General features: G+C 40.0%; 20 protein-coding genes and 3 pseudogenes. 14 read left to right on the forward strand and 9 right to left on the reverse strand.

The window, feature by feature from the left end:
• Nucleotides 1-80 precede the first annotated feature (80 nt).
• Nucleotides 81-509, forward strand: coding sequence for an acyl-CoA synthetase family protein (locus tag C427_RS28740; protein ID WP_015430557.1), 429 nt, complete (start codon nt 81-83; stop codon nt 507-509).
• Nucleotides 510-1,021: 512 nt separating this feature from the next.
• Here C427_RS28740 and C427_RS05710 read toward each other — a convergent pair.
• The 3 genes from C427_RS05710 to C427_RS05725 form a co-directional block, all read right to left on the reverse strand.
• Nucleotides 1,022-1,519 (reverse strand): FKBP-type peptidyl-prolyl cis-trans isomerase, encoded by a 498-nt coding sequence (locus C427_RS05710; RefSeq protein ID WP_007641774.1) that lies wholly within the window; start codon nt 1,517-1,519, stop codon nt 1,022-1,024.
• Nucleotides 1,520-1,995: 476 nt separating this feature from the next.
• Nucleotides 1,996-2,601 (reverse strand): DNA-3-methyladenine glycosylase I, encoded by a 606-nt coding sequence (locus C427_RS05720; protein ID WP_007641777.1) that lies wholly within the window; start codon nt 2,599-2,601, stop codon nt 1,996-1,998.
• A 63-nt stretch (nt 2,602-2,664) separates the two neighbouring features.
• Nucleotides 2,665-3,150, reverse strand: a complete 486-nt coding sequence (locus C427_RS05725; protein WP_226991254.1) for a hypothetical protein — start codon at nt 3,148-3,150, stop codon at nt 2,665-2,667.
• A 506-nt stretch (nt 3,151-3,656) separates the two neighbouring features.
• On the opposite strand from C427_RS05725, the pseudogene C427_RS05730 reads away from it, so the two are divergent.
• Together C427_RS05730 and C427_RS05735 are read left to right on the forward strand one after the other, a co-directional pair.
• A pseudogene (locus tag C427_RS05730) lies at nt 3,657-5,277 on the forward strand (cation:proton antiporter domain-containing protein).
• A gap of 221 nt (nt 5,278-5,498) precedes the next feature.
• Entirely contained in the window at nt 5,499-5,684 is a 186-nt protein-coding gene (locus tag C427_RS05735; protein WP_007641785.1) for a DUF2970 domain-containing protein, read from the forward strand.
• Between the two features lie 10 nt (nt 5,685-5,694).
• On the opposite strand, the gene C427_RS05740 is transcribed toward C427_RS05735, so the two are convergent.
• Complete coding sequence (locus C427_RS05740) at nt 5,695-6,381, reverse strand: Crp/Fnr family transcriptional regulator (protein WP_007641788.1); 687 nt, start codon at nt 6,379-6,381, stop codon at nt 5,695-5,697.
• Between the two features lie 91 nt (nt 6,382-6,472).
• Between C427_RS05740 and C427_RS05745 the strand changes: the two genes are divergently transcribed.
• The 10 genes and pseudogenes from C427_RS05745 to C427_RS26260 all read left to right on the forward strand — a co-directional run bounded on the left by C427_RS05745 (nt 6,473) and on the right by C427_RS26260 (nt 16,375).
• The gene (locus C427_RS05745; protein ID WP_007641790.1) at nt 6,473-7,228 is read left to right on the forward strand and encodes a class II aldolase/adducin family protein; all 756 of its coding nucleotides are present in this window, start codon (nt 6,473-6,475) and stop codon (nt 7,226-7,228) included.
• 3 nt (nt 7,229-7,231) lie between these two features.
• Nucleotides 7,232-8,137 (forward strand): alpha/beta fold hydrolase, encoded by a 906-nt coding sequence (locus tag C427_RS05750; protein ID WP_007641791.1) that lies wholly within the window; start codon nt 7,232-7,234, stop codon nt 8,135-8,137.
• A 7-nt stretch (nt 8,138-8,144) separates the two neighbouring features.
• A pseudogene (locus C427_RS27155) lies at nt 8,145-8,402 on the forward strand (DUF3291 domain-containing protein).
• An 88-nt stretch (nt 8,403-8,490) separates the two neighbouring features.
• Nucleotides 8,491-9,617, forward strand: a pseudogene (locus C427_RS05755) (4-phosphoerythronate dehydrogenase).
• A gap of 55 nt (nt 9,618-9,672) precedes the next feature.
• The gene (locus tag C427_RS05760) at nt 9,673-10,689 is read left to right on the forward strand and encodes an aspartate-semialdehyde dehydrogenase (RefSeq protein ID WP_007641794.1); all 1,017 of its coding nucleotides are present in this window, start codon (nt 9,673-9,675) and stop codon (nt 10,687-10,689) included.
• Between the two features lie 424 nt (nt 10,690-11,113).
• On the forward strand, nt 11,114-14,281 hold the full coding sequence (locus C427_RS05765; RefSeq protein WP_007641795.1) for a FimV/HubP family polar landmark protein: 3,168 nt from the start codon (nt 11,114-11,116) through the stop codon (nt 14,279-14,281).
• 197 nt (nt 14,282-14,478) lie between these two features.
• On the forward strand, nt 14,479-14,688 hold the full coding sequence (locus C427_RS25805; protein WP_007641797.1) for a hypothetical protein: 210 nt from the start codon (nt 14,479-14,481) through the stop codon (nt 14,686-14,688).
• A gap of 39 nt (nt 14,689-14,727) precedes the next feature.
• On the forward strand, nt 14,728-15,036 hold the full coding sequence (locus C427_RS05770; RefSeq protein ID WP_007641798.1) for a cupredoxin domain-containing protein: 309 nt from the start codon (nt 14,728-14,730) through the stop codon (nt 15,034-15,036).
• 96 nt (nt 15,037-15,132) lie between these two features.
• Nucleotides 15,133-16,242, forward strand: coding sequence for an OprD family porin (locus C427_RS05775; RefSeq protein WP_007641800.1), 1,110 nt, complete (start codon nt 15,133-15,135; stop codon nt 16,240-16,242).
• Nucleotides 16,220-16,375 carry a hypothetical protein gene (locus C427_RS26260; protein WP_007641802.1) on the forward strand — a complete coding sequence of 52 codons (156 nt, stop codon included), beginning with the start codon at nt 16,220-16,222 and terminating at the stop codon, nt 16,373-16,375. Before C427_RS05775 ends, C427_RS26260 begins: the two co-directional genes overlap by 23 nt.
• 7 nt (nt 16,376-16,382) lie before the next feature.
• On the opposite strand, the gene C427_RS27160 is transcribed toward C427_RS26260, so the two are convergent.
• The 4 genes from C427_RS27160 to C427_RS05790 form a co-directional block, all read right to left on the reverse strand.
• A complete protein-coding gene (locus C427_RS27160; RefSeq protein WP_226991252.1) occupies nt 16,383-16,526 on the reverse strand; it encodes a hypothetical protein in 144 nt (47 codons plus the stop codon).
• A 168-nt stretch (nt 16,527-16,694) separates the two neighbouring features.
• Nucleotides 16,695-16,850 carry a DUF1272 domain-containing protein gene (locus C427_RS24665; RefSeq protein ID WP_236613768.1) on the reverse strand — a complete coding sequence of 52 codons (156 nt, stop codon included), beginning with the start codon at nt 16,848-16,850 and terminating at the stop codon, nt 16,695-16,697.
• A 52-nt stretch (nt 16,851-16,902) separates the two neighbouring features.
• Nucleotides 16,903-17,547 (reverse strand): DJ-1/PfpI family protein, encoded by a 645-nt coding sequence (locus C427_RS05785; protein WP_007641806.1) that lies wholly within the window; start codon nt 17,545-17,547, stop codon nt 16,903-16,905.
• Between the two features lie 107 nt (nt 17,548-17,654).
• Entirely contained in the window at nt 17,655-17,891 is a 237-nt protein-coding gene (locus tag C427_RS05790; protein WP_007641808.1) for a type 1 glutamine amidotransferase family protein, read from the reverse strand.
• Between C427_RS05790 and C427_RS05795 the strand changes: the two genes are divergently transcribed.
• Nucleotides 17,890-18,951, forward strand: coding sequence for a GlxA family transcriptional regulator (locus C427_RS05795; protein WP_226991253.1), 1,062 nt, complete (start codon nt 17,890-17,892; stop codon nt 18,949-18,951). The two genes, C427_RS05790 and C427_RS05795, sit on opposite strands and share 2 nt — an antisense overlap.
• A gap of 33 nt (nt 18,952-18,984) precedes the next feature.
• Here C427_RS05795 and C427_RS05800 read toward each other — a convergent pair whose 3' ends face one another.
• Nucleotides 18,985-19,887: a LysR family transcriptional regulator gene (locus C427_RS05800; RefSeq protein WP_007641827.1), complete on the reverse strand. Its 903-nt coding sequence runs from the start codon at nt 19,885-19,887 to the stop codon at nt 18,985-18,987.
• Nucleotides 19,888-19,912 lie beyond the last annotated feature (25 nt).

Genomic DNA, 19,912 nt, shown 5'->3' on the forward strand with positions numbered 1-19,912 from the left:
CAGCGGTTTTCAAACAATACTACAAAAATGAACAAGCAACTAATGAGAGCTTTATCGACGGGTGGTTTAGAACCGGTGATATGGGTTTCGAGACAATTGATGGAAATTTCAAGATTATTGGTCGCACCAAAGAGCAATTTAAAACAGCCAAAGGAAAATATGTTGCGCCTATACCAATCGAAAGCTTATTAGGACATAACCCAGATATAGAGCAAGTTTGTGTTTTTGGTCAAGGCAGAAAGCAACCTATTGCTTTAGTCGTAATGAACTCACAAAATAAACAATCCAATGCATCTATTACTCAGTCGCTATTATCGACCTTACAGGAAACAAATTCTAAACTAGAAAGCCATCAGGTATTAGATCATTTAATCATACTCAAAGATAGTTGGACCGTTGAAAATGACCTTTTGACACCCACTTTAAAAATTAAACGTACTGAGATTGAGGCAAGCTTTCAACACTATTTGACCGAACCACTTTTAGAAAAAATTATCTGGGAGTCTTAAAATTACTAAAAAATTCTTTTTAAATATTGCAATAAATAGATGTCAGTTAGGGCTGTCTCATCTGATAATCTGCGTTAAGTGTAGCAATCTCTTTTCGCCTGCTGCTAAAGACACCTAGGCCGAATGAATATAAGCCTTGGCTCTCCTTTTATATTTAAAGGACAAGCACGTAATTTGAGTGATAGTTGGAGGGAACATATTTTTAGCGACAACGCAGTTGGCGCCCATAAACTAAGCTTTTTTGTGCGGTTAAGAACTTTAGTAGCGGCGGCTTTCTTTGGTTACTTTCTTTAGCTGTAGCACGAAATTAAGTCAGTCGGTAAGAAGACGCCGCGCGGGATGCTTCTTTAATAAATGCATTGATATCTGTGTTCGAAGTATATGCCACAGAAAGCATACAGTTGTGAGGGGGCAGACCAAAAAAAAGGGGGGAGTGAATTTTATTACTATTCACTCCCCCCTTTTTTCCGAAATGAAACTCTCTCCGGGCCATTCTTGCTGGTCTTATTTACTTAACTTGCTGCTTGTTCTTCGTGTTGATGGCCGCCTTCACCATGAACATGGCCATGAGAGAGCTCTTCTTCAGTCGCTTCTCTCACTTCAATTACCGAGCCTGAAAAATGCAGTATTTTACCTGATAACGGGTGATTAGGATCGACGGTGATATCATCACCGTCAACTTTAGCGACCGTCAATTGAACCGGGCCGTTTTGAGCTTGGGCAGTAAAAACCATGCCTGTTTCAATACTTTCAATGCCTTCAAAGACTTTTCGAGGCACAACTTGTAGAATTTCTTCATTGTATTCACCGTAGGCATCGGCTGGTTCAACGGTTACATCAAACTCTTCACCAGGGGCTTTACCCACAAGTGCAGCTTCTAAACCGGGAATAATATTGCCTTGGCCATGTAAATATACCAGTGGTGCAGCCCCTTCTGAGCTATCAACAACTTGGCCTTCGGTGTCTTTCACTGTGTAGTTCAAAGATACTACTTTTTGATCTGCAATCATTTTTTCATCCTGTCATATTTAGTCAGTTGTATTTATAGCGAAGGTGGATGCCACCAATATTCAAGTCGCTCAAGCACAATTGCACTATAAATGTCTCACCACAAGAATTTGGGGCTTTCTTACTCAATTCAAGGGGAACCATAGAACCTGGCGCTGACACTTGCTGGCAGGACCCTCTTCGCGTTTGGGGTAAATGACGAGCAGACGCCTTGCAGGACGCCGTTTGAGTGACGCTTAGATGGAATATTTGTAGCGACAACGCGGCTGGCGCCCATAGACTAAGTCTTTTTGTGTGGTTAAAAACTTTAGTAGTGAGTTGCATTTTTCTAGTGACTCTATTTTTTGCTGTTGAAAAAAGAGTCACTGGCTCGAAAAGATTCGATTCAAAAAATCATCACGACGGTGGCGCGAAGCGTTTTCTTTATCCTTTGAATAGGGCTAAATCAAGCGCTGCCGCTTAAGTAAAATTTCTCAGCCTAGGGACGAACCAACCCCGCCCTTAGTTCCATCGATTTTACTCTCAAAGCGCAACTTTGAGCATGATCATTCACCATACCCATTGCTTGCATAAAAGCATACATAGTAGTGGGGCCAACAAATTTCCAGCCGCGTTTTTTTAAGTCTTTAGATAAAGCGACGGATTCTTCGCATGTCGCCATAAACTCTGAGGCAAGAGCTTCATCACGCTTTGGCTCAAATCGCCAAAAGTAATGGGCTAATGAACCAAATTCTTTCATCACTTCTTGCGCCTGTTTAGCGTTGTTGATGGTGGCCCTGATTTTACCGCGATGGCGCACTATGCCAGCGTCTAGCATTAAACGCTCAACATCGTCGTCGGTAAATTTCGCCACAAGGTTAAAATCGAAATTAGCAAAAGCGGCTCTGAAATTATCGCGCTTTACCAAAATAGTGAGCCAGCTCAGACCCGATTGAAATCCTTCTAAACAGATTTTTTCGAATAGACGCTGATCATCGGTAACGGGGTAGCCCCACTCGTTTTCATGATACGCAACATACTGAGGCGTTGCCTGACACCAAGCACATCGAGCCTTGCCACCCTCGGAGATATAGGTTTCTGACATAGTTAAATTTCACATATTTGTTTAAAAAAAAGCGAGTTGCTTGCTGGTTTGATTTCAATTATCTCATTCATTGTCCAAAAAAGGCATTAACTCTTGGGTTTGGTTATTCCATCTGGCGTTAAATGTTTTTAGCTTTCGTTTTCTGACATTGGCACAGGCTACGAATATTTTCATGTCGTTTTTGTTGGTCAAGCATTCAATTGATTCTATGAAATAGAGATTCCATGCTTGCTTTTTCTTGCCCTTAAAATTGGTGTAATCTGAGACGGTGACATGATTAGAGCTTTTGTGAGGTGAGAATTTATACTTGGTTTTTGTAGTCTTGCGAGTTTTAGTAGTCGAGATTGTGGGTGATTTTGTTTGTACTTCTTTTGTTGGCTGTCGTAAACAGTCTAGAAATACCTTTTTTGCTTCACGGTGTTTGTTTCTCGCTCTTTCAGTGACTTTATATTTAAGAAGCTTATTCCATACATCGACTTGTTCTTCTTCTAATTCACATTGGCTGTAAGCTAATCTGCTAAAAACACTCATGACGAGTATCAGTATCATTATTTTCAACTTAAACTTCCTTTTAATAGACTTTGTGCGTACCCGATTATGCCTATTTTAGTTACCAATGCGAGTGAATAATATATTACTACAATCAGTACACCAATCGAATACCAGTGATATCTACAAAAGTGATAGTTCAATATTCATTATCTAACTAAGCATTAACAGCATAGTCATGATCACGGCTCCATTCAGTTCAATTTTGATATATTGCCCCTGATGCTTGATGAGGAATAACTTTGATAGCTGAGGCTGCATTGTTACAAAGTAGGTACTGCGGAGGGTATTTTTAATGCTCCAAAATCAGAATCAATGAGATGCCCCCAAAACACCACATAAAATTCTCAGAGTAACTAAAAGAGTAACTAAAAAAATAGCCTGCAACCATGAGTATAATTGGACTTACTCCCAATCAATGCTTATTCTATAAAATTAGGGTTTACTAAAAAAACAAACTTTTTTGTTATAACTTTGTTAACAAAGTTAAGGCTGGTGCGGCAATTATGGACTCTATTCTACTGATCATTTTTTATCTCTCTGGCCATTGCCAGTGTGCTTAATCTTATCTTAAAAAAATTCTCTGTCTCCCACATTATTGGTTACATCATTACCGGTACGATCATCAGTAATATCTTCGATTTTAATGGCAGTGAAAACTTAAGCTCTTTGGACTTAATTGGTGAATTTGGCATCGTGTTTTTAATGTTTACTATTGGCTTAGAGATGTCTTTTGCTAAGCTGAAAAAAATGCGTGAAGTGGTGTTTATTAACGGTACTTTGCAAGTGGTGCTCAGTGCTGTAGTGATTTATCCCGTAGCCCATTATATCTTTGCTCTGGACACCATCTCATCGATTGTGATCGCTTTATCTTTTAGTTTGTCGTCTACCGCAATCGTGCTGACTTACCTAAAAAAATCTAAAGATATCATGACACCTTATGGTGAAAAGTCTGTGGCAATCCTGATTTTTCAAGACTTGGCGGTGATACCGATTTTGTTAATGATTAGCTTTTTAGCTAATAACGAACTGTCTATGCAGGAAATCCTAATAAAAACCCTGCTGTCGGCCGCCGCGGTTATCATTTTTATGTTTACCTTAGGTAAAAAACTGATTGAATGGTTATTGCATTTTTCTACCCATGCCAAACTCGAAGAGCTGTTTTTAGGCTCAGTGTTGAGCATAGTGATGGGTGCTTCGTTATTGGCCCATGAAATGGGCTTTACTTATTCTCTCGGTGCATTTATTGCCGGCATGATTATCGCCGAGACGCATTACCATGTAAAAGTGGAGTCTGATATTGCGTCATACAAAGATATCTTGCTTGGGGCCTTTTTCTTTTCTATTGGTACCAAGATAGATATCCATTATTTTTACCAAGAGTTCTTTTTGGTGTTAGGGGTATTGCTGCTGACCATGTTAGTGAAAGCCACGATCATTTTTACTTTAATTCGCCGCAAGGCCAACAAGAGTGATGCCATTAAGTCAGCCATCGCCTTGTGTCAAATTGGTGAGTTTTCTTTTGCTATATTTTCTTTGGCGACCAGTCAGCACATTATCTCTGAAGAGTTAGGCAGTTTTCTGATATTAGTTACTGTGTTATCCATGATAGTCACGCCTTTTATGGTGAATAATATCTATAAATTGGCGTCTTATTTTGTGGTGGAATTTTTTGAATCAGACAAAATTACGCCTATAGCCGCTCATAATCATATTATTATTTGTGGCTTTACCATAGTGGGGCGCATTGTTGCCAAGGAGCTGAAAAAACAAGATAAGAGCTTTGTGATTATCTCTGACAATTTACCCCATGTATTACTCGCCCGGGAGCGTGGTTATCAGGCTTATTTTGGTCACTTGGAAAAGCTCTCCGTATTGGAGTCTCTCAGAGTTGAGCAGTCATTCAGCATTATTATCACCATGAATACCTTGATAACCAAAAAAATCATCTGCCAAGCGGTGCTGGATTATTATCCCCTGGCCAAATTGATTGTTAAGGTGAATAGCCGCGCCGAACAATCTGCGATGTCAGGGCTCAATATTCATTCTTTTGTGCACGCCCGTCATGAAGCGGCGTTATTGCTGGTGAAAAAAAGTGTGGGATCCTCTGCTGCAATTGACCTTTAGGTAACGTGCAGGTGTCAGCCGTGCTGGATGCAGTTTATAAGAAGAGTGTTTGGTTAGAAGGAATTAAATCAAAAGCCTGCAAGGGTACATGTGGCCCACATGGCATAAAACTATCAATACTTCTCTCCCTTGATATGGCACACTTTGCAGCAAATCGATAACAAGGCATTGGTTGTACATAAATGGTCAATCAAGGTTACAAACACAGAGATCATACTTAGATGGCAAAAAAAAATTTATGGCATGTAATTAAAAGTGTTGCTGCTAGTGTGTTAGGTGTGCAGAGCGATGCCAATTATAAAAGTGATTTTGAACAGACGTCTTTTGTACCTTATGCAATAGTTGGTGTGATATTTGTGCTGGGGCTAATTGGTATATTAATTTTAATTGTGAATATGGTGCTATAACTCTTCTGCTTTAAATCTGAGTTAATGTCTCAAGGGCGTTTCTGTCTAAAATGACGATCTTTCCGTAACGCAGTGCGATAACCTTGTCTGTTTGTAAACCTTGTAAAACTTTGTTCACTGTTTGCCTTGAGCTATGAATAAGCTGCGCTAAGGCATCTTGAGAAATCGTAATCTCCATGTTCTTTGATTGTTGTTCTTCTAATCCCTGATGCATCAGACTTAACCTTTTACATAATTGCCCTTTCAAGGATAGGCAGCCTGTTTCATCTATCAGGCTGAATGTAGCGCGCACTCTTAGACACAACAGACGCATAATATGTTGCGACCATTGATGGTGCGCGATAAATAATTGCTCAAATACGGATTTAGGTATTTTTAATAGTATTGTTGTCTCTTCAGCATGAGCATCGTGGGTGCGAGGTTGACCGTCTATCATTGAAATTTCACCAAACCAATTACCAGGCTGGATCCAAGTCAATACCAGCTCTTTACCTTCAACTGTGAAGTTACTAATACGAATACGCCCGCTAACAACACAATAAAATCCATCCGCCAAGTCATTTTTTTGATGCAATATTTGTTGGTCGTGCAGAACTTTCACCTTACCTTTTTCAAGTAACGTATCCGCTAACGATTCTGGCAAAGAAGCAAACCATGCATTTTGCGAGAGAATTTTTCGAATTTCATTTAATGGCATATAAACTTCTCAATTGTCATTTTGGCGACAGTTTGGATCGTGCTTGATAGCTTATCTTATGTTAATAAATATTCAACTAAGAGCGATACCAATGGCAGCTTCAGTAAAAAAACAAGTCAGTGAACAAGAATGGCAAGCCCGAGTCGATTTAGCTGCAAGTTATCGTGCAGTGGCTATGTTTGGCTGGGATGATTTAGTTTTCACTCATATATCGGCACGTGTACCAGGGCCAGAGCATCATTTTTTAATTAATCCCTATGGTCTGATGTTTGAAGAAGTCACGGCGTCGAGTTTGGTCAAAGTGGACCTGCAAGGTAATAAAGTGATGGATTCGGATTATGAGATTAATCCAGCAGGATTTACGATCCATAGTGCTGTGCATGAAGCCCGTGAAGATGCTCATTGTGTGATGCATTTGCATACCGCAGCAGGTATTGCCGTGTCTGCCACTGCACAAGGATTGTTACCTCTAAGTCAACAATCTCTGTTTGCTCTTTCATCATTGTCTTACCATGACTATGAAGGTGTAGCGCTGAATCCGGATGAAAAGTCACGTTTGGTGGCTGATTTGGGGGACACCCGATTTATGATTTTGCGTAATCATGGTTTGTTAACTTGTGCTGGAACTATTGCCGATGCATTTTTAGGGATGTATTTACTAGAATGTTCATGCCAAATTCAGCTGAAAGCTCAGGCCAGTGGCCAAGAACTGATCCTTATTCCGCCTCAGATATTGGCGGGTATTCAGGCTCAGGCTAAGCAAGTGACACGTTCTGCAGGAGGAGCCTTGGCATGGCCGGGAATATTGCGTAAATTAGACCGAACTAATCCTGGCTACGATCAATAACTTTTGAAGCAACTTACCTTTGAAAACTATCAAAAACATGCTGATTTCAGTGAGTTGTGCGGCCATCGTATCGCTCATTGGCAATCACTTAACTTTGAACGAAATCCTAAACAAGAAACCATCTTGTTTATTCATGGCTTTCCAAGTGCCGCTTGGGATTGGCATTTTCAGTGGAAACATTTAGCCGCGCAATACCGTTTACTGAGTCTAGATTTATTGGGTTTTGGTTTATCTGATAAACCCTCAGAACATCAATATAGTTTGCTTGAGCAAGCCGACATTGTGCAGGCATTACTGAGTAAACAAGGTGTGAAGCAATACCATATTTTGGCCCACGATTATGGTGATTCGGTTGCCCAAGAACTATTAAGTCGCCAAGACGCTATTGATAACGCGGCTAAGATTTTATCTATTTGTTTTTTAAATGGTGGCTTATTTGCTTCTCATCACAGGCCTTTGTTTGCTCAGAAGTTATTGAAAAGTCGATTCGGTGGTTTAGCCAGTCACTTTATGAATAAAGCGAGTTTAGCCAGAGGTTTTAACAAAATATTTGCTGCCGACAGTCAACCTAGTGACTATGAAATAGATATTTTATGGCAACTCATTGAGCACAATAATGGCAAAAAGGTTTTACCCAAGTTATTAAGTTATATAGATGAACGCAACCAGCACGGAAAACGTTGGGTAGAAAGCATGATCAGCACCGTTGTACCTCTATATTTTATCAATGGTGTGCACGACCCCATCTCAGGGCAACATATGCTCGATCATTATATCGACATTATTCCTCATTCAAGAACCACAGCGCTAGATGTGGGGCATTACCCACAGTTGGAAGCGCCAGAAAAAGTATTGTCTTTATATCGTACTTTTTTGACTGAGATAACAAATTGCTTTATTAACACTTAACCCTAATATGCTAGTGAATATGTCTGTTTGGCAATCGGTTGAGGTGTTGAAGCAGTTTATGTTTAAAACGCTTAACATTGACTTTTTGAAGCGTAAAAAGGAGTGGTTTGAAGCTACTACCAAACAAACGTATGCTTTATGATGGCTGCTTGCAGGGCATTACCCAAGTATTCAAGAAGCGAAAGATAGGTTGGCGCTGCTCAATGCTAAGGCAGAAACATCCCAAGCGTTTACCTTTAAAAAGGTGTATCAGGCGCAACAATAAATAATTTAATAACACAGAGTCATGTTTTAAATCATCTACATGGTGGCATAATACCGGCACTTGCAGATACTTATCCTAGATCATCACCATGAAAATATATTACGAAGACAGTATGCCTTATGCGGCAGAGTTTTTTCTGAGCTTGGCGAGTGTGAAGTGTTTTCTCACAAAACGATTAACGCAGAGACGCTGGCCGATGCAGATGTGTTGTTGGTGCGTTCTACCACTAAGGTTAACCAGCAGCTATTAGCTAACAACAAACAACTGCAATTTGTGGCCACCGCCACTGCGGGCACCGATCATATTGATCAAAATTATTTGGCTGACCAGAATATTCCTTTTATCTCGGCTGGCGGTTGTAATGCGGTCGCTGTGGCTGAGTATGTATTAAGTGCCATGTTGGTCATGGGTAAAAGGCTTAACTGGCAATTAGCAGATAAAACAGTGGGCATTGTTGGCGCAGGTCATGTGGGAAGTGCTTTGGCAAGAGTATTGACTGTTTTGGGTATTCGCCATAAGTTATGCGATCCGCCTCTGGCTGATGCTGGTGACGAGCGAGAATTCGTGACAATGAACGATATAATGCAGTGTGACGTGATCACGTTGCATGTACCTTGGGTTAAAGATGGACCTTACCCCACCCAAGACTTATTCAACAAAACTAGATTGGCAGCACTTAGTGACAATCAGCTGTTGATCAATGCATGTCGCGGAGAAGTGATCAACAATCAAGCCGCACTCGAGCTTTTTGAGCAAGGAACGTCACTGAACTTAGTACTCGATGTGTGGGAAAACGAACCTAGTATCAATCTTGACTTAATTCCGCACACCGCCTTGGCTACTGCGCATATCGCCGGCCATACCATAGAAGGCAAAGCTAGAGGGACTGAAATGCTTTATTTGGCCTTGTGCAAACATTTAGGTATTCAAGCTGACAAAAAGTTATCTGACTACTTACCTAGGGCCGAGCTTAATACGATACAAATAAATGATAAACAAGATTTTTGGCAAATATTGCATAAATTAGTTTTAAATGTGTATAACATTGAGACAGATGATCAACACTTTAGAGCAAATATGCACGGCGCTGAGCAGTTTAGATATATCCGAAAACACTATCCTATAAGAAGAGAATTTTCGGCAATAACGCTAAACACTGGAAATTTTGCTGATTCGAAGGCAATCTACGACATTGGATTTTTAGCTGCCAAATAGGTGAGCCAAAAATACAATTTAACCAACAATTTAAAATTTTAGGAGTAATAAAGCCATGTCTCGGGCCTTTGATGTTGCCGTGTTGGGCGCTACTGGATTAGTAGGACAACACATGATCGAAATTCTTGAACAGAGAGATTTCCCGATCAACAAACTTTATCCATTAGCCAGTGCTCGTTCTGCTGGTGGAAAGGTAACTTTCAAAGGGAAAGAAATTACCGTTTTAGACGCGGATGAATTTGATTGGAGCAAGGTACAACTAGGCTTCTTTTCTGCTGGTGGTAGCGTATCAGAAAAGTTCGCACCTATTGCAGCTGATGCGGGATGTGTCGTCATCGATAATACGTCCCAATTTCGCTACGAAGCCGATATTCCATTGGTGGTGCCAGAAGTGAATCCTCAAGCATTAGCTGACTTTCGTAATCGAAACATTATTGCTAATCCGAACTGTTCAACTATTCAAATGATGGTGGCGTTAAAGCCTATTCACGATGCGGTTGGTATTGAGCGGATTAATGTATGCACTTACCAGTCTGTGTCTGGTGGTGGTAAAGCGGCAATTGACGAGTTAGCTCATCAAACTGCGGCGCTGCTAAGTGGCAAAGAAGTGAAAACTGAAGCTTTTAGTCGCCAAATTGCTTTCAACGTTATTCCACAAATTGATGTTTTTATGGATAACGATTACACCAAAGAAGAAATGAAAATGGTGTGGGAAACGAAAAAAATCATGGGTGACGACACTATTTTAGTGAATGCCACGGCTGTACGTGTTCCTGTATTTTACGGTCACGGTGAAGCCATTCACCTTGAAACACGTGCGCCAATTGATGCCGAAGAAGTGAAAGAATTATTAGCCAATGCGCCGGGCATAGTGCTGCACAGGGATAGAGAAAATTTTCCTACCCAAGTTAGTAGCGCTAGCGGTAACGATGATGTACATGTTGGTCGTATCAGAAACGATATCTCTCATCCTAATGGTATTAACCTATGGGTTGTTTCAGACAACGTACGCAAAGGCGCTGCAACTAACAGTGTGCAGATTGCTGAAGTGCTTATCCGCGATTACATGTAAATATATTAGGGCCTGTTGCAGTTTATATGTCTCAGAGATATAAAAAGTATCAGGCCTTTTGAGTATCCTATGTAGGCCCTCATCAATTCTTTCCTATTGCCGATAACTTCTTAAATTAGTATCTTTCCGATCAGCTCGTCATTCTAGATCAAACAGGCCAACTGGTTTATAGTTATGTGAGTATTTATGCGCCGTCTTCAAACTTGGAATACGACTTGCTAGGTAGTATGAATTAAAATGAATAGTTTGTTAAAATCCAATAAAATGGCACTATGTGAAATCACATAACTAGTTAATTTATATAGATAAAAATTTAATTAAGATTCAAGAAATAATGTAAATATGTTGTGCAAAATTGAATGTTGCGGTGCGCTGTGACGTCAATCATAACGAGGATTGGTATTTTGGGGCATAAAGAAATCATATGAATTTGCAAAAAATAGCAGTACATCTTTTAATTGTGCTGAATTTTGTTACCGCTATTCCTGCCGCCTATTCTCAACAGGGGGATTTAAGAGGTCCTAAAAATTTAACGCCTAGGTACTCAGAGCCACAACCTCAACGCCAAACCCAGCCTCAAACTCAAAGAGGCAATCAGTCTGATACTTATGGCCCTGTAGTCTCTTCGGATACGTTATGGCAAATTTCTCAGAATTATCGTCCAAATAACTCGCTTTCTATTTACCAGGTCATGCAAGCTATATACGAGCTTAATCTTGACGCTTTTGAACAACAAAATCTTAATTTTTTGAAAGACGGCTCGATATTAAGAATGCCATCGGAAGCTTATATTTCCAGTTTTAACAACAGTCAAGCCAAACAAAAAGCAGAGCTAGACGCACAGAGCTTAAAGTCGAACACTTCAAGTCAGTCTGCCCAACAAGCAAAAAATACTGCCGCTTTGGATCAAACTCGGGAATTAATAGAAGAAAAATTAGGTGCTATCGACGAGGCACAAAATCGCCAATTTTTGGCCATTCGGAAGCAATTTGCCGAATCGATTAGCACTGTGCAAAGTATTCTGGATAATAATCAACAACTATCTGAAAGATTAAATAAAGTCAATGCCGACATTGATGAAATGCGCAGTGAGGGACAGCAAAAGTCGCTGCAAATGAATCAAATTGGCGAGAGCATTAAAGAGTTATTAGAAAAGTCTCGTCAAGATGATGCGCTAAAAGCTGCTCAAATGGCGAAACAAGAAACGTCTTGGCTAGACAACCCTATTACGCTTATCTTGCTGTTCACATTACCGATTTTATTAGCACTGTCTGCTTTTGCCTATTGGATGATTAAGCGCAACGCCCCTGCGTTTGTTAAGCCTGAAGAAGAGGATTTAGATGATCTTTCTTTGGACCCTATTGCTGCTGAAATGGATAATTTGTCGGATGCACTGAGAGCTGAATTATCGGGAGAAGGTGATGACGAATTAGACGATGATAATTTGTTTGGCGATGACGATTTACTCGATGATGTGTTATCTGGAGAGCTGGAAGAATCGTTAGATGATGCGCTAGGCGATAGTATTGATGATGACCCTGAGATGTTTGATAATCTTGGAGATGATGACCTAGATGAATTACTCGACGAAGAATTTGAAGTTGGCTCTGAAGTTGTTGAGCAAGATGACTTAGATAGTTTATTCGATGAAGACGACGATGATCTGTTAGCAGAAGTACAAGACAGCGATGATAATTCTGACCTTGATGACATGTTAACCGAAGAAGACGAACCAAAAGTCGACGCTGAAGTCGATGACATTGAATATGAAGAGGATGAATCTTTACTTGCACCGGTTACAGATAATGATGAAGCTATAACTGAATCTGCGGTGGATGACGAAGAGCAACCTGAGATTAGTATTGATGACTTACTTGCTGAATCAATAGAAGAAAGTGTTGAAACCCCTTTAATAGATGATTCAGAAGATATCAACGAAGAAGTATTACAGAATCTTGATAAAGAAATAATTTCTCAAAATGAAGAACTGGATAGCGTTACAGGCAGTCTAATTGACGAGTTGGAACAAGTTGAACAAATGCGTTCTATGTTACCTGACGATGACGATGACGATGACGATGAATTATTCGATGTAGAAGAGCCACAGCTTGGTATTCAAAAGTTTGATGGTTTAGCTGAAGAGATAGATGAAGACTTATTGGGTGATGAGTTTGATCAAGAAAATATAGACGATGAAATCGAAGTTGATATATCTGAAGTTCTGCAAGATACACAACAATCCGTTCAAGCTGAAGAGCTAGCTGATACAGCTGAAGAGCTAGCTGATACAGCTGAAGAGATAGTTGAGCCAGAGCCGTCAGTTGAAGCTAAAGAGTTACCTGAGCCAGAACAAGCAGTTGAAGACGAAGAGTTATCTGAGCCTGAACAAGCGGTTGAAGATGAAGAGCTAGCTGATTCAGAACAAGTTGTTGAAGATGAAGAGTTAGCTGAGCCAGAACAATCAGTTGAAGCTGAAGAATTACCTGAGCCAGAGCAAGCTGTTGCAGCTGAAGAGTTAGCTCAGCCTGAACAAGCGGTTGAAGACGAAGAGTTACCTGATCCAGAACAAGCAGTTGACGCTGAAGAGCTAGCTGAGCCAGAACAGGCTGTTGCAGTTGAAGAGTTACCTGAGTCAGAACAAGCGGTTGAAGACGAAGAGTTAGCTGACGACAGCATAGATGAAGACGATGAACTCGACACTGAGTTAAATGAAGACTTCGACATGCCAACCAATAGTGACTCTACATTAGATGAAGATCAGCTAGAAAAAGCCTTAGAAGATTTTGAAAAAGAAGAGTTGGATGAGGTATTAGAAGATCTCACATCAAATGAACCTGCATCTATTAGTTCACTTGATGATTTAGAGTTCTCGGCCGACGATTTTGTTATTAAAAATCAACCTCGTGAGCCACTCTCCTCGACATCTCCAACTCTTGATGAGGGGGAATCGGTTGACGATTTTGATGATAGTGAACTTGATAATGCATTTGATGAAACTATCGATGGATTATCGTTCGAGTCATCACAAAATAGTCGTGATGAATTAGATGATTTACCGGGGTTAGGCGATTGGTTAGATGATGATGTCAAACCTAATCAAAAGCAGACTAATGCTGATGAAGATGATGGGATCATCGAAGAGCTTGAAGGCTCAAGCTTTGATGAAATGCTCGAAACTATTGATTTTGACGACGATTTATCATTAGAAGAAGATGATACTGGGTTTGATATCGCCGCTTTATTGGACGGAACGTTTGAAAGTGAAGACATCGATGAAAGTGAATTAGACACAGAAGACTTTTTAGATGTTGAATCATTACTGAATGAAAGTTTTAGTGCTGAGTCTGATGATGAGATTGATAAAGCATTAGATTTAGATATTCCTCTAGAGCCTTTTGCTAATGAACAAGACAATCTCAATATGATCGATGTTGATGCCGATGATGGTTTGGGTGCAAAGTTAGACTTGGCGCATGCATACATAGAGATAGGTGAAGATGACTCGGCGAAAGAATTATTAGATGAAATTTTGAAAAAAGGCAGTGCAGAACAGATAGCTGAAGTAAAAATCATTCTAAATAAACTGGATTAAAATCGTTAATATGATGGAGTTTATACTTAGGTCATTCCTTAATAAATCTGTCTATTTCGAGGCTGTAACAGATTTTGTGTTTGCTGCTTTTATTTTCATGTTTTAGTCTCGTTAGCACAGCATATTGAGTGATATGAATACAGAATGTTTATGACATATTTCACTAAGCAGTATATTGAATTCCAATGTGGGTATACATGTCAAAATTTATAACCGCTTTCTCAATTGTCTGTACTATTTTCTCTAGCGGTATTTCCTTTTTTGCACAATCCAAACAGCTATCTGTCAATGTGTTGAATGTACAAAACATGTATGTTGTAGACGTTGTGGTTTATCTTACCCCTATAAATGCTAAACCAAGTAATACATCTAAAAACATCGCGATAATGGACCTAATAAATACGTAATTTTTACCACATATATTAGTCATTCAAAAAGATACTCAAGTGGATTTCCCCAATTCTGACTCGATCAAACATCACGTATATTCTTTCTCAAAGGCTAAAACCTTTGAATTACAACTATATAAGAAACTTAATGCTGAGCCTTTACTTTTTTCAACGCAAGGTTCAGTTGAGTTAGGCTGTAACATTCATGATTGGATGCTTGGGTATATTTTTGTTGTTGATACCCCTTATGTTGGTAAAACTGATATGCAAGGCAATCTGACTCTTGAGCTGCCTGATGGCGAATATCAATTAGATGTTTGGCATCCTAGAATACAAGAAGAAGTTTCTCCTTATCCAGACAGCTGACTTTATCGGAAGAGTCTGAGATTAACGTTACATTTGAGTCACCTCTATTACCTGATGCCAATCAACACGAAGATATGTCAGAAGAATTTTCTGATTATGAATAAAACGTTTATGTGGAAAGATGCGTTTCCTCCAAAGATGTTAAGTTTGCTTTTTTTGAGCCTTTTTATAGTGAGTGTTAATGCTTTAGCCGTCGAAGTTAAAGGGCTGGTACAACTCAATTATGTCAAATCAGATCAACAATCCTCTCGGTTTGAAAGCGATACCGGGATACTTGCTTATTCTGAAGACGGTTTAAATGTGCAACAGGCTTTTGCAGAGTTGTCAGACAACTTTGCAAGTGGTCTGAGTTATGCTGTAGTCGCGAATTATTATCAGTTGGGTGAGCAAAATGTAGGCATATCTCAAGCTCAAATTAGTTACAAACCATTAAGCATTAATAAGTTGCGGTGGCGTGCAAGAATTGGCTTTTTTTATCCTAAATTATCTTTGGAAAATGTGGATCTAGGTTGGTTGTCACCTTTCACTTACACCCAGTCAGCACTGAATAGTTGGGTCGGGGAGGAGCTTCGTACTGCCGGATTAGAATTGACACTATACAGCCCCGGTCGTGCTCGTAATAGTCCCATTTCGTGGGAATTTCATGGCTCACTGTTTAAAGCAAATGACCCTTTAGGCACATTAATGTGTTGGCGTGGTTTTGCTATGCACGATAGGCAAAGTTTAAATAATGACCGCGTCCCTTTTGCTCCTTATCCCAGTGTTATTGGCGAAGATCGTATTTTTCACCCTAATTACGTTGAGCCATATCATGAGCTAGATGGAAATATAGGTTTTTATCTAGGTACACATATTAAATATTATAAACAATCCACCTTGCGTTATTACTATTATGATAATCAAGCTGATCCATTAGCCGTTAGTGAGGAACGGCTATACGCTTGGCGAACTAAATTTCATTCCTTGGCCTTACAACATGAATTTAATGGCAATACCCGTGTTCTGGGTCAATGGCTGTCAGGCAGTTCAGTAATGGGCGACCGCTTTGTATATATTGATTTTGATTCTTGGTATGCAATGCTGAGTCATAGACATAATGCACATAGGTTCAGCTTACGTTTTGACAAGTTTAAAGTAAGGGAAGATGATGTTTTTCCATGGGATCTCAATAAAAGTGATGGCCATGGTGTTGGCTTGGCGCTATGACTTAGATAAGCATTGGCAAATTGGTGTGGAACAACATATCAACAAAAATAGTGCTGATATCAGAGCAACTTTAGGTGAAAATGTCGAAATAGACCAACAGCAAAGTTTAGCTGTTTTGCAATATCGATGGTGATGGTTGATTAGACACTGCTTTGTTGTTCAATCACAAATACTCTCGCTTCGCCTATCGGGTCACCATAGTGTTTGGTACCGATCGACGCTTGAAATATATGACCTATTTCAAGCCGCTTTGATAATTGTTTACCGTTTTGTTTATAGTGCATGGTGACCTTACCATCCAAAACCATAAATACTTCTTCTGCATCATTAATATGCTATTTATAAGGTTGATCTGACCAATATAAACAAATGGAGATCCCTTGCATACTAGCAACGGTCATTGCGTCCCATGCACTCTTAGCAGTAAGGTTTTTGGCTCAAATAATCTGCATTTATTTAATGACCCTTTCGGTTGATGCTGGATGTTTCTTTAATAAATTTTCGGGACGAATAGGCCTTTTTTGTAGATTACCCTGGCAATTTGGACAAAGATGTTGATGTATATTGACGGTACAGTTTTCACAGAACGTACTCTCAAATGTACAGATGTAGGCGACTGAACCTGTACTTAAGTCGCTATCACAACTTTCACTGTTGGGTCTAAGTTACAGCATATAAGTTTTCCTTATTGAGGCAGTAAAAACCAATATTAGTCCACTGGGATTCCATTTGTTTAGCTGTCAATATAGCCAAATTTTGGCTGCTAAATTTGCTGAGCAGACGTAGGCTCATATCTATGCCAGCGGGAATGCCGCCAGAGGTGATAACGTTCTGGTTGTCTACCCAGCGAACATTCTCAATTATTGGAATATCAGGATATGTTTGTCTAAATTCCTCAATATCATTCCAATGTGTTGTGGCCTGATAGCTATTTAGTAAACCGGCCTGTGCTAATAAAAATGCTCCGGTACAAACCGAAGCCATAATAGGTACATTATGGCCTTGCTCTTGTATCAATTGGATAATATGAGTTTTTTGCATTTCATCAGTGTGCACACCACCCACAACAACCAGTAGGTCAAGTTCAGGGTGAGTGTGAATATCGTACTTTGGAGTGACACAAAATCCGCCTCTAGCCTCAATCGATAAATTCGTTTCTCCTATTAAAAATACATGTATTCGAAGATTTTCATTGTTTGAGCGATTAGCAGAAGCAAACACTTCAAACGGGCCAGAGAAGTTCAATACTTCTGCGTTCTTATATACGTATATGCCTATGTTAAGTTGCTCTTCTTTATGTTTCATTAGATTCATGCCATTTTAGAAAAATGTTTAACCACTTGTTGGCTTAATTTAGGGCTTGGTTGTTCAGAGGAACCACAATTAACTGGGAGCTCAGTGTTGTAATCTAATCACAATAGTATAATTTTGGTTACTCTATCTGCATCTAACTTGGCCACTTTGGTTAGCCTAAATTGAATATCGGCACTGGCCACTCCATCAGTTATCCGATTTCGGTCTATCACTTCCCGCTGATGTATTACTTCGATATTAATCGCCTTTAGTTTGTTTCTAGTTGCCAAGTGGCTTGCCGCTTTATATCTGACTAAGAGCCATGCCCTAGCTAAAATAATAAATCCTATTTTCATGACTTTCCTAGTTAGTGGTTACACCATTAAGATATTATCTGTGTTATCGTTTGGCGCAAATGACATAAAACTATATTTTTCTGCCATGAGTATGGATCGCCGTATTTTCTTTGTTGTGTTTGACCAGTTTGAGTTACTGGATTTATCCGGGCCCTCATCAGTGTTTAATGCTGCTAAAGCGTTAATGAAACAACCCGCGTATGAGATACACGTGTTGTCTGCCGCTGGGGGATTGATCCAATCGCGCACAGGCATTGAGGTTAATAGCCAATCTCTTGCCACCTTTGATGTTCGTCGTTCAGACACGATTTTGGTTGTAGGGGGAAGTCAGAAGGCAATAAAACAGGTGTCTGTTGATGATGTCGTGCAAAACTGGTTGGCTAAAAACGCAGAAAAAGCTGAGCGAGTAGGATCGATATGCACTGGTGCTATGGTGTTAGCCGCAAATGGTCTATTGGACGAAAAGAGAGCCACAACTCACTGGGCTGATTTGAGTCTCATGGCCGATAAGTATCCCTGTGTTGATGTTGCCAAGGACGCTTTATATTGTGTCGATGGCAACATTTGGACTTCTGCAGGAGTGACAACTGGCATTGATATGGCCATGGCGATGGTGGGCAAAGATCACAATACAAAGGTGATGCATGAGATAGCAAGATGGTTAGTGGTTTACGCACATCGCCCGGGACACCAGTCACAATTCAGTGAATTATTGATGGCGCAACACAGTCCCAGATTCGCGGATATCATTGGTTGGATTGATGGCAATTTACATCATTCAATTAAGGTCGCCGAAATGGCTAAACAAGCTCTTATGACTGAGCGAACCTTCTATCGAAAATTTACCGATGAAATAGGGTGTACACCTTCAAAATTTTTGGAAAACAGACGCCTATTTAGAGCAAAACAATTGTTAGAAAGCGAGGGAGTGGTTAAGTCAATATTTTCCAAGGTAGGTTATCAATCTGAGCTTGGTTTTCGTAATGCTTTTGCCGCCAAGTATGGATTATCTCCGTCCTTGTATAAACGAATGCATTGCAGTTCATGCGCGTTAAAATAGTGACAGGTTTTCTAACTGGCACAAGATACGTGTTTATTTATTTAAGTTATTAAAACGTTCCTTGCAGTGAAGGTAAAACGCCTTGGTAAGCCTATTCATCGGAGCATGAGATGACGTCACAAAACCATACTCATGTTTGATTTTGTGAGTGAGGGGCAGCAATACCATATCATTGTCTACGTATTGCTTTGCCAATAACTCATTGACCAAAGCTATGCCCAGGTTTCGTTTTGCAAAGGTACAGGCTATGGCCACTGTATGTGCTTCTAGCCTTACTCGCATCGGTACATTGGCATTTCGAAACGCTTCGTCGATTTGAACTCTTGAGTACCGGCCCTTGCCAATTAGAATTAGCTGTTGGTCATGCAAATCCTTAATTCCTAAACGTTTTTTACTAGCTAAAGGGTGTGCTTTGCTCAATACACAGCAAGTATTGCTCTCTACAATTTTTTCAGAGGTGAGACCTGGGTGGGTTTCAGGTAATTGGATAAATCCACAATCTGCAGAACGATGAGCAACAATTTCTCTTGCCGCGGCCGGAGCATGTGTATCAAGTGATACATTTACCCTAGGCCGCTGTTTTAGAAAATCGGCGACTATATTTGCTAACGGACCTGCAATAAAAGAATTAGGTGCAACAATTTTGAGTACGCCTAATTCAGAATTAAATAGATTTTTTGCTAATAATGAAATTCTATCGACGCTGGACAAGGTCAATTCCACTTCATGATGCAATACCAGTGCTTCATCGCTGGGTATCAATCTGCCTTTTTCACGATAAAAAAGTTGAAATCCAACATGTTCTTCTAATACACCGAGCAGTCGACTAATGCCTGGTTGCGTTATCCCCATTTCTTTTGCTGCAGCCGTAGCCGTTCCTCTTTCCATGATAGTTTGAAAGGCTTCAAGGCTTTTCAGGTTTATTGGGTTTTTCATTTATGATTATTCCGTTAAACACTAT

The organism is Paraglaciecola psychrophila 170 (assembly GCF_000347635.1).
GTDB classification, from domain to species: domain Bacteria; phylum Pseudomonadota; class Gammaproteobacteria; order Enterobacterales; family Alteromonadaceae; genus Paraglaciecola; species Paraglaciecola psychrophila.

Coding starts and splice junctions, on each gene's coding strand:
- C427_RS27160 (WP_226991252.1), bottom strand. CDS start 16,526: ATGCACTATAAACAAAACGGTAAACAATTATCAAAGCGGCTTGAAATA.
- C427_RS05790 (WP_007641808.1), bottom strand. CDS start 17,891: ATGAAAATAGGATTTATTATTTTAGCTAGGGCATGGCTCTTAGTCAGA.
- C427_RS28740 (WP_015430557.1), top strand. CDS start 81: ATGGGTTTCGAGACAATTGATGGAAATTTCAAGATTATTGGTCGCACC.
- C427_RS05795 (WP_226991253.1), top strand. CDS start 17,890: ATGACTTTCCTAGTTAGTGGTTACACCATTAAGATATTATCTGTGTTA.
- C427_RS05765 (WP_007641795.1), top strand. CDS start 11,114: ATGAATTTGCAAAAAATAGCAGTACATCTTTTAATTGTGCTGAATTTT.
- C427_RS05735 (WP_007641785.1), top strand. CDS start 5,499: ATGGCAAAAAAAAATTTATGGCATGTAATTAAAAGTGTTGCTGCTAGT.
- C427_RS05775 (WP_007641800.1), top strand. CDS start 15,133: ATGAATAAAACGTTTATGTGGAAAGATGCGTTTCCTCCAAAGATGTTA.
- C427_RS05800 (WP_007641827.1), bottom strand. CDS start 19,887: ATGAAAAACCCAATAAACCTGAAAAGCCTTGAAGCCTTTCAAACTATC.
- C427_RS05760 (WP_007641794.1), top strand. CDS start 9,673: ATGTCTCGGGCCTTTGATGTTGCCGTGTTGGGCGCTACTGGATTAGTA.
- C427_RS05725 (WP_226991254.1), bottom strand. CDS start 3,150: ATGATACTGATACTCGTCATGAGTGTTTTTAGCAGATTAGCTTACAGC.
- C427_RS05745 (WP_007641790.1), top strand. CDS start 6,473: ATGGCAGCTTCAGTAAAAAAACAAGTCAGTGAACAAGAATGGCAAGCC.
- C427_RS26260 (WP_007641802.1), top strand. CDS start 16,220: ATGGTGTTGGCTTGGCGCTATGACTTAGATAAGCATTGGCAAATTGGT.
- C427_RS05710 (WP_007641774.1), bottom strand. CDS start 1,519: ATGATTGCAGATCAAAAAGTAGTATCTTTGAACTACACAGTGAAAGAC.
- C427_RS05740 (WP_007641788.1), bottom strand. CDS start 6,381: ATGCCATTAAATGAAATTCGAAAAATTCTCTCGCAAAATGCATGGTTT.
- C427_RS05720 (WP_007641777.1), bottom strand. CDS start 2,601: ATGTCAGAAACCTATATCTCCGAGGGTGGCAAGGCTCGATGTGCTTGG.
- C427_RS25805 (WP_007641797.1), top strand. CDS start 14,479: ATGTCAAAATTTATAACCGCTTTCTCAATTGTCTGTACTATTTTCTCT.
- C427_RS05785 (WP_007641806.1), bottom strand. CDS start 17,547: ATGAAACATAAAGAAGAGCAACTTAACATAGGCATATACGTATATAAG.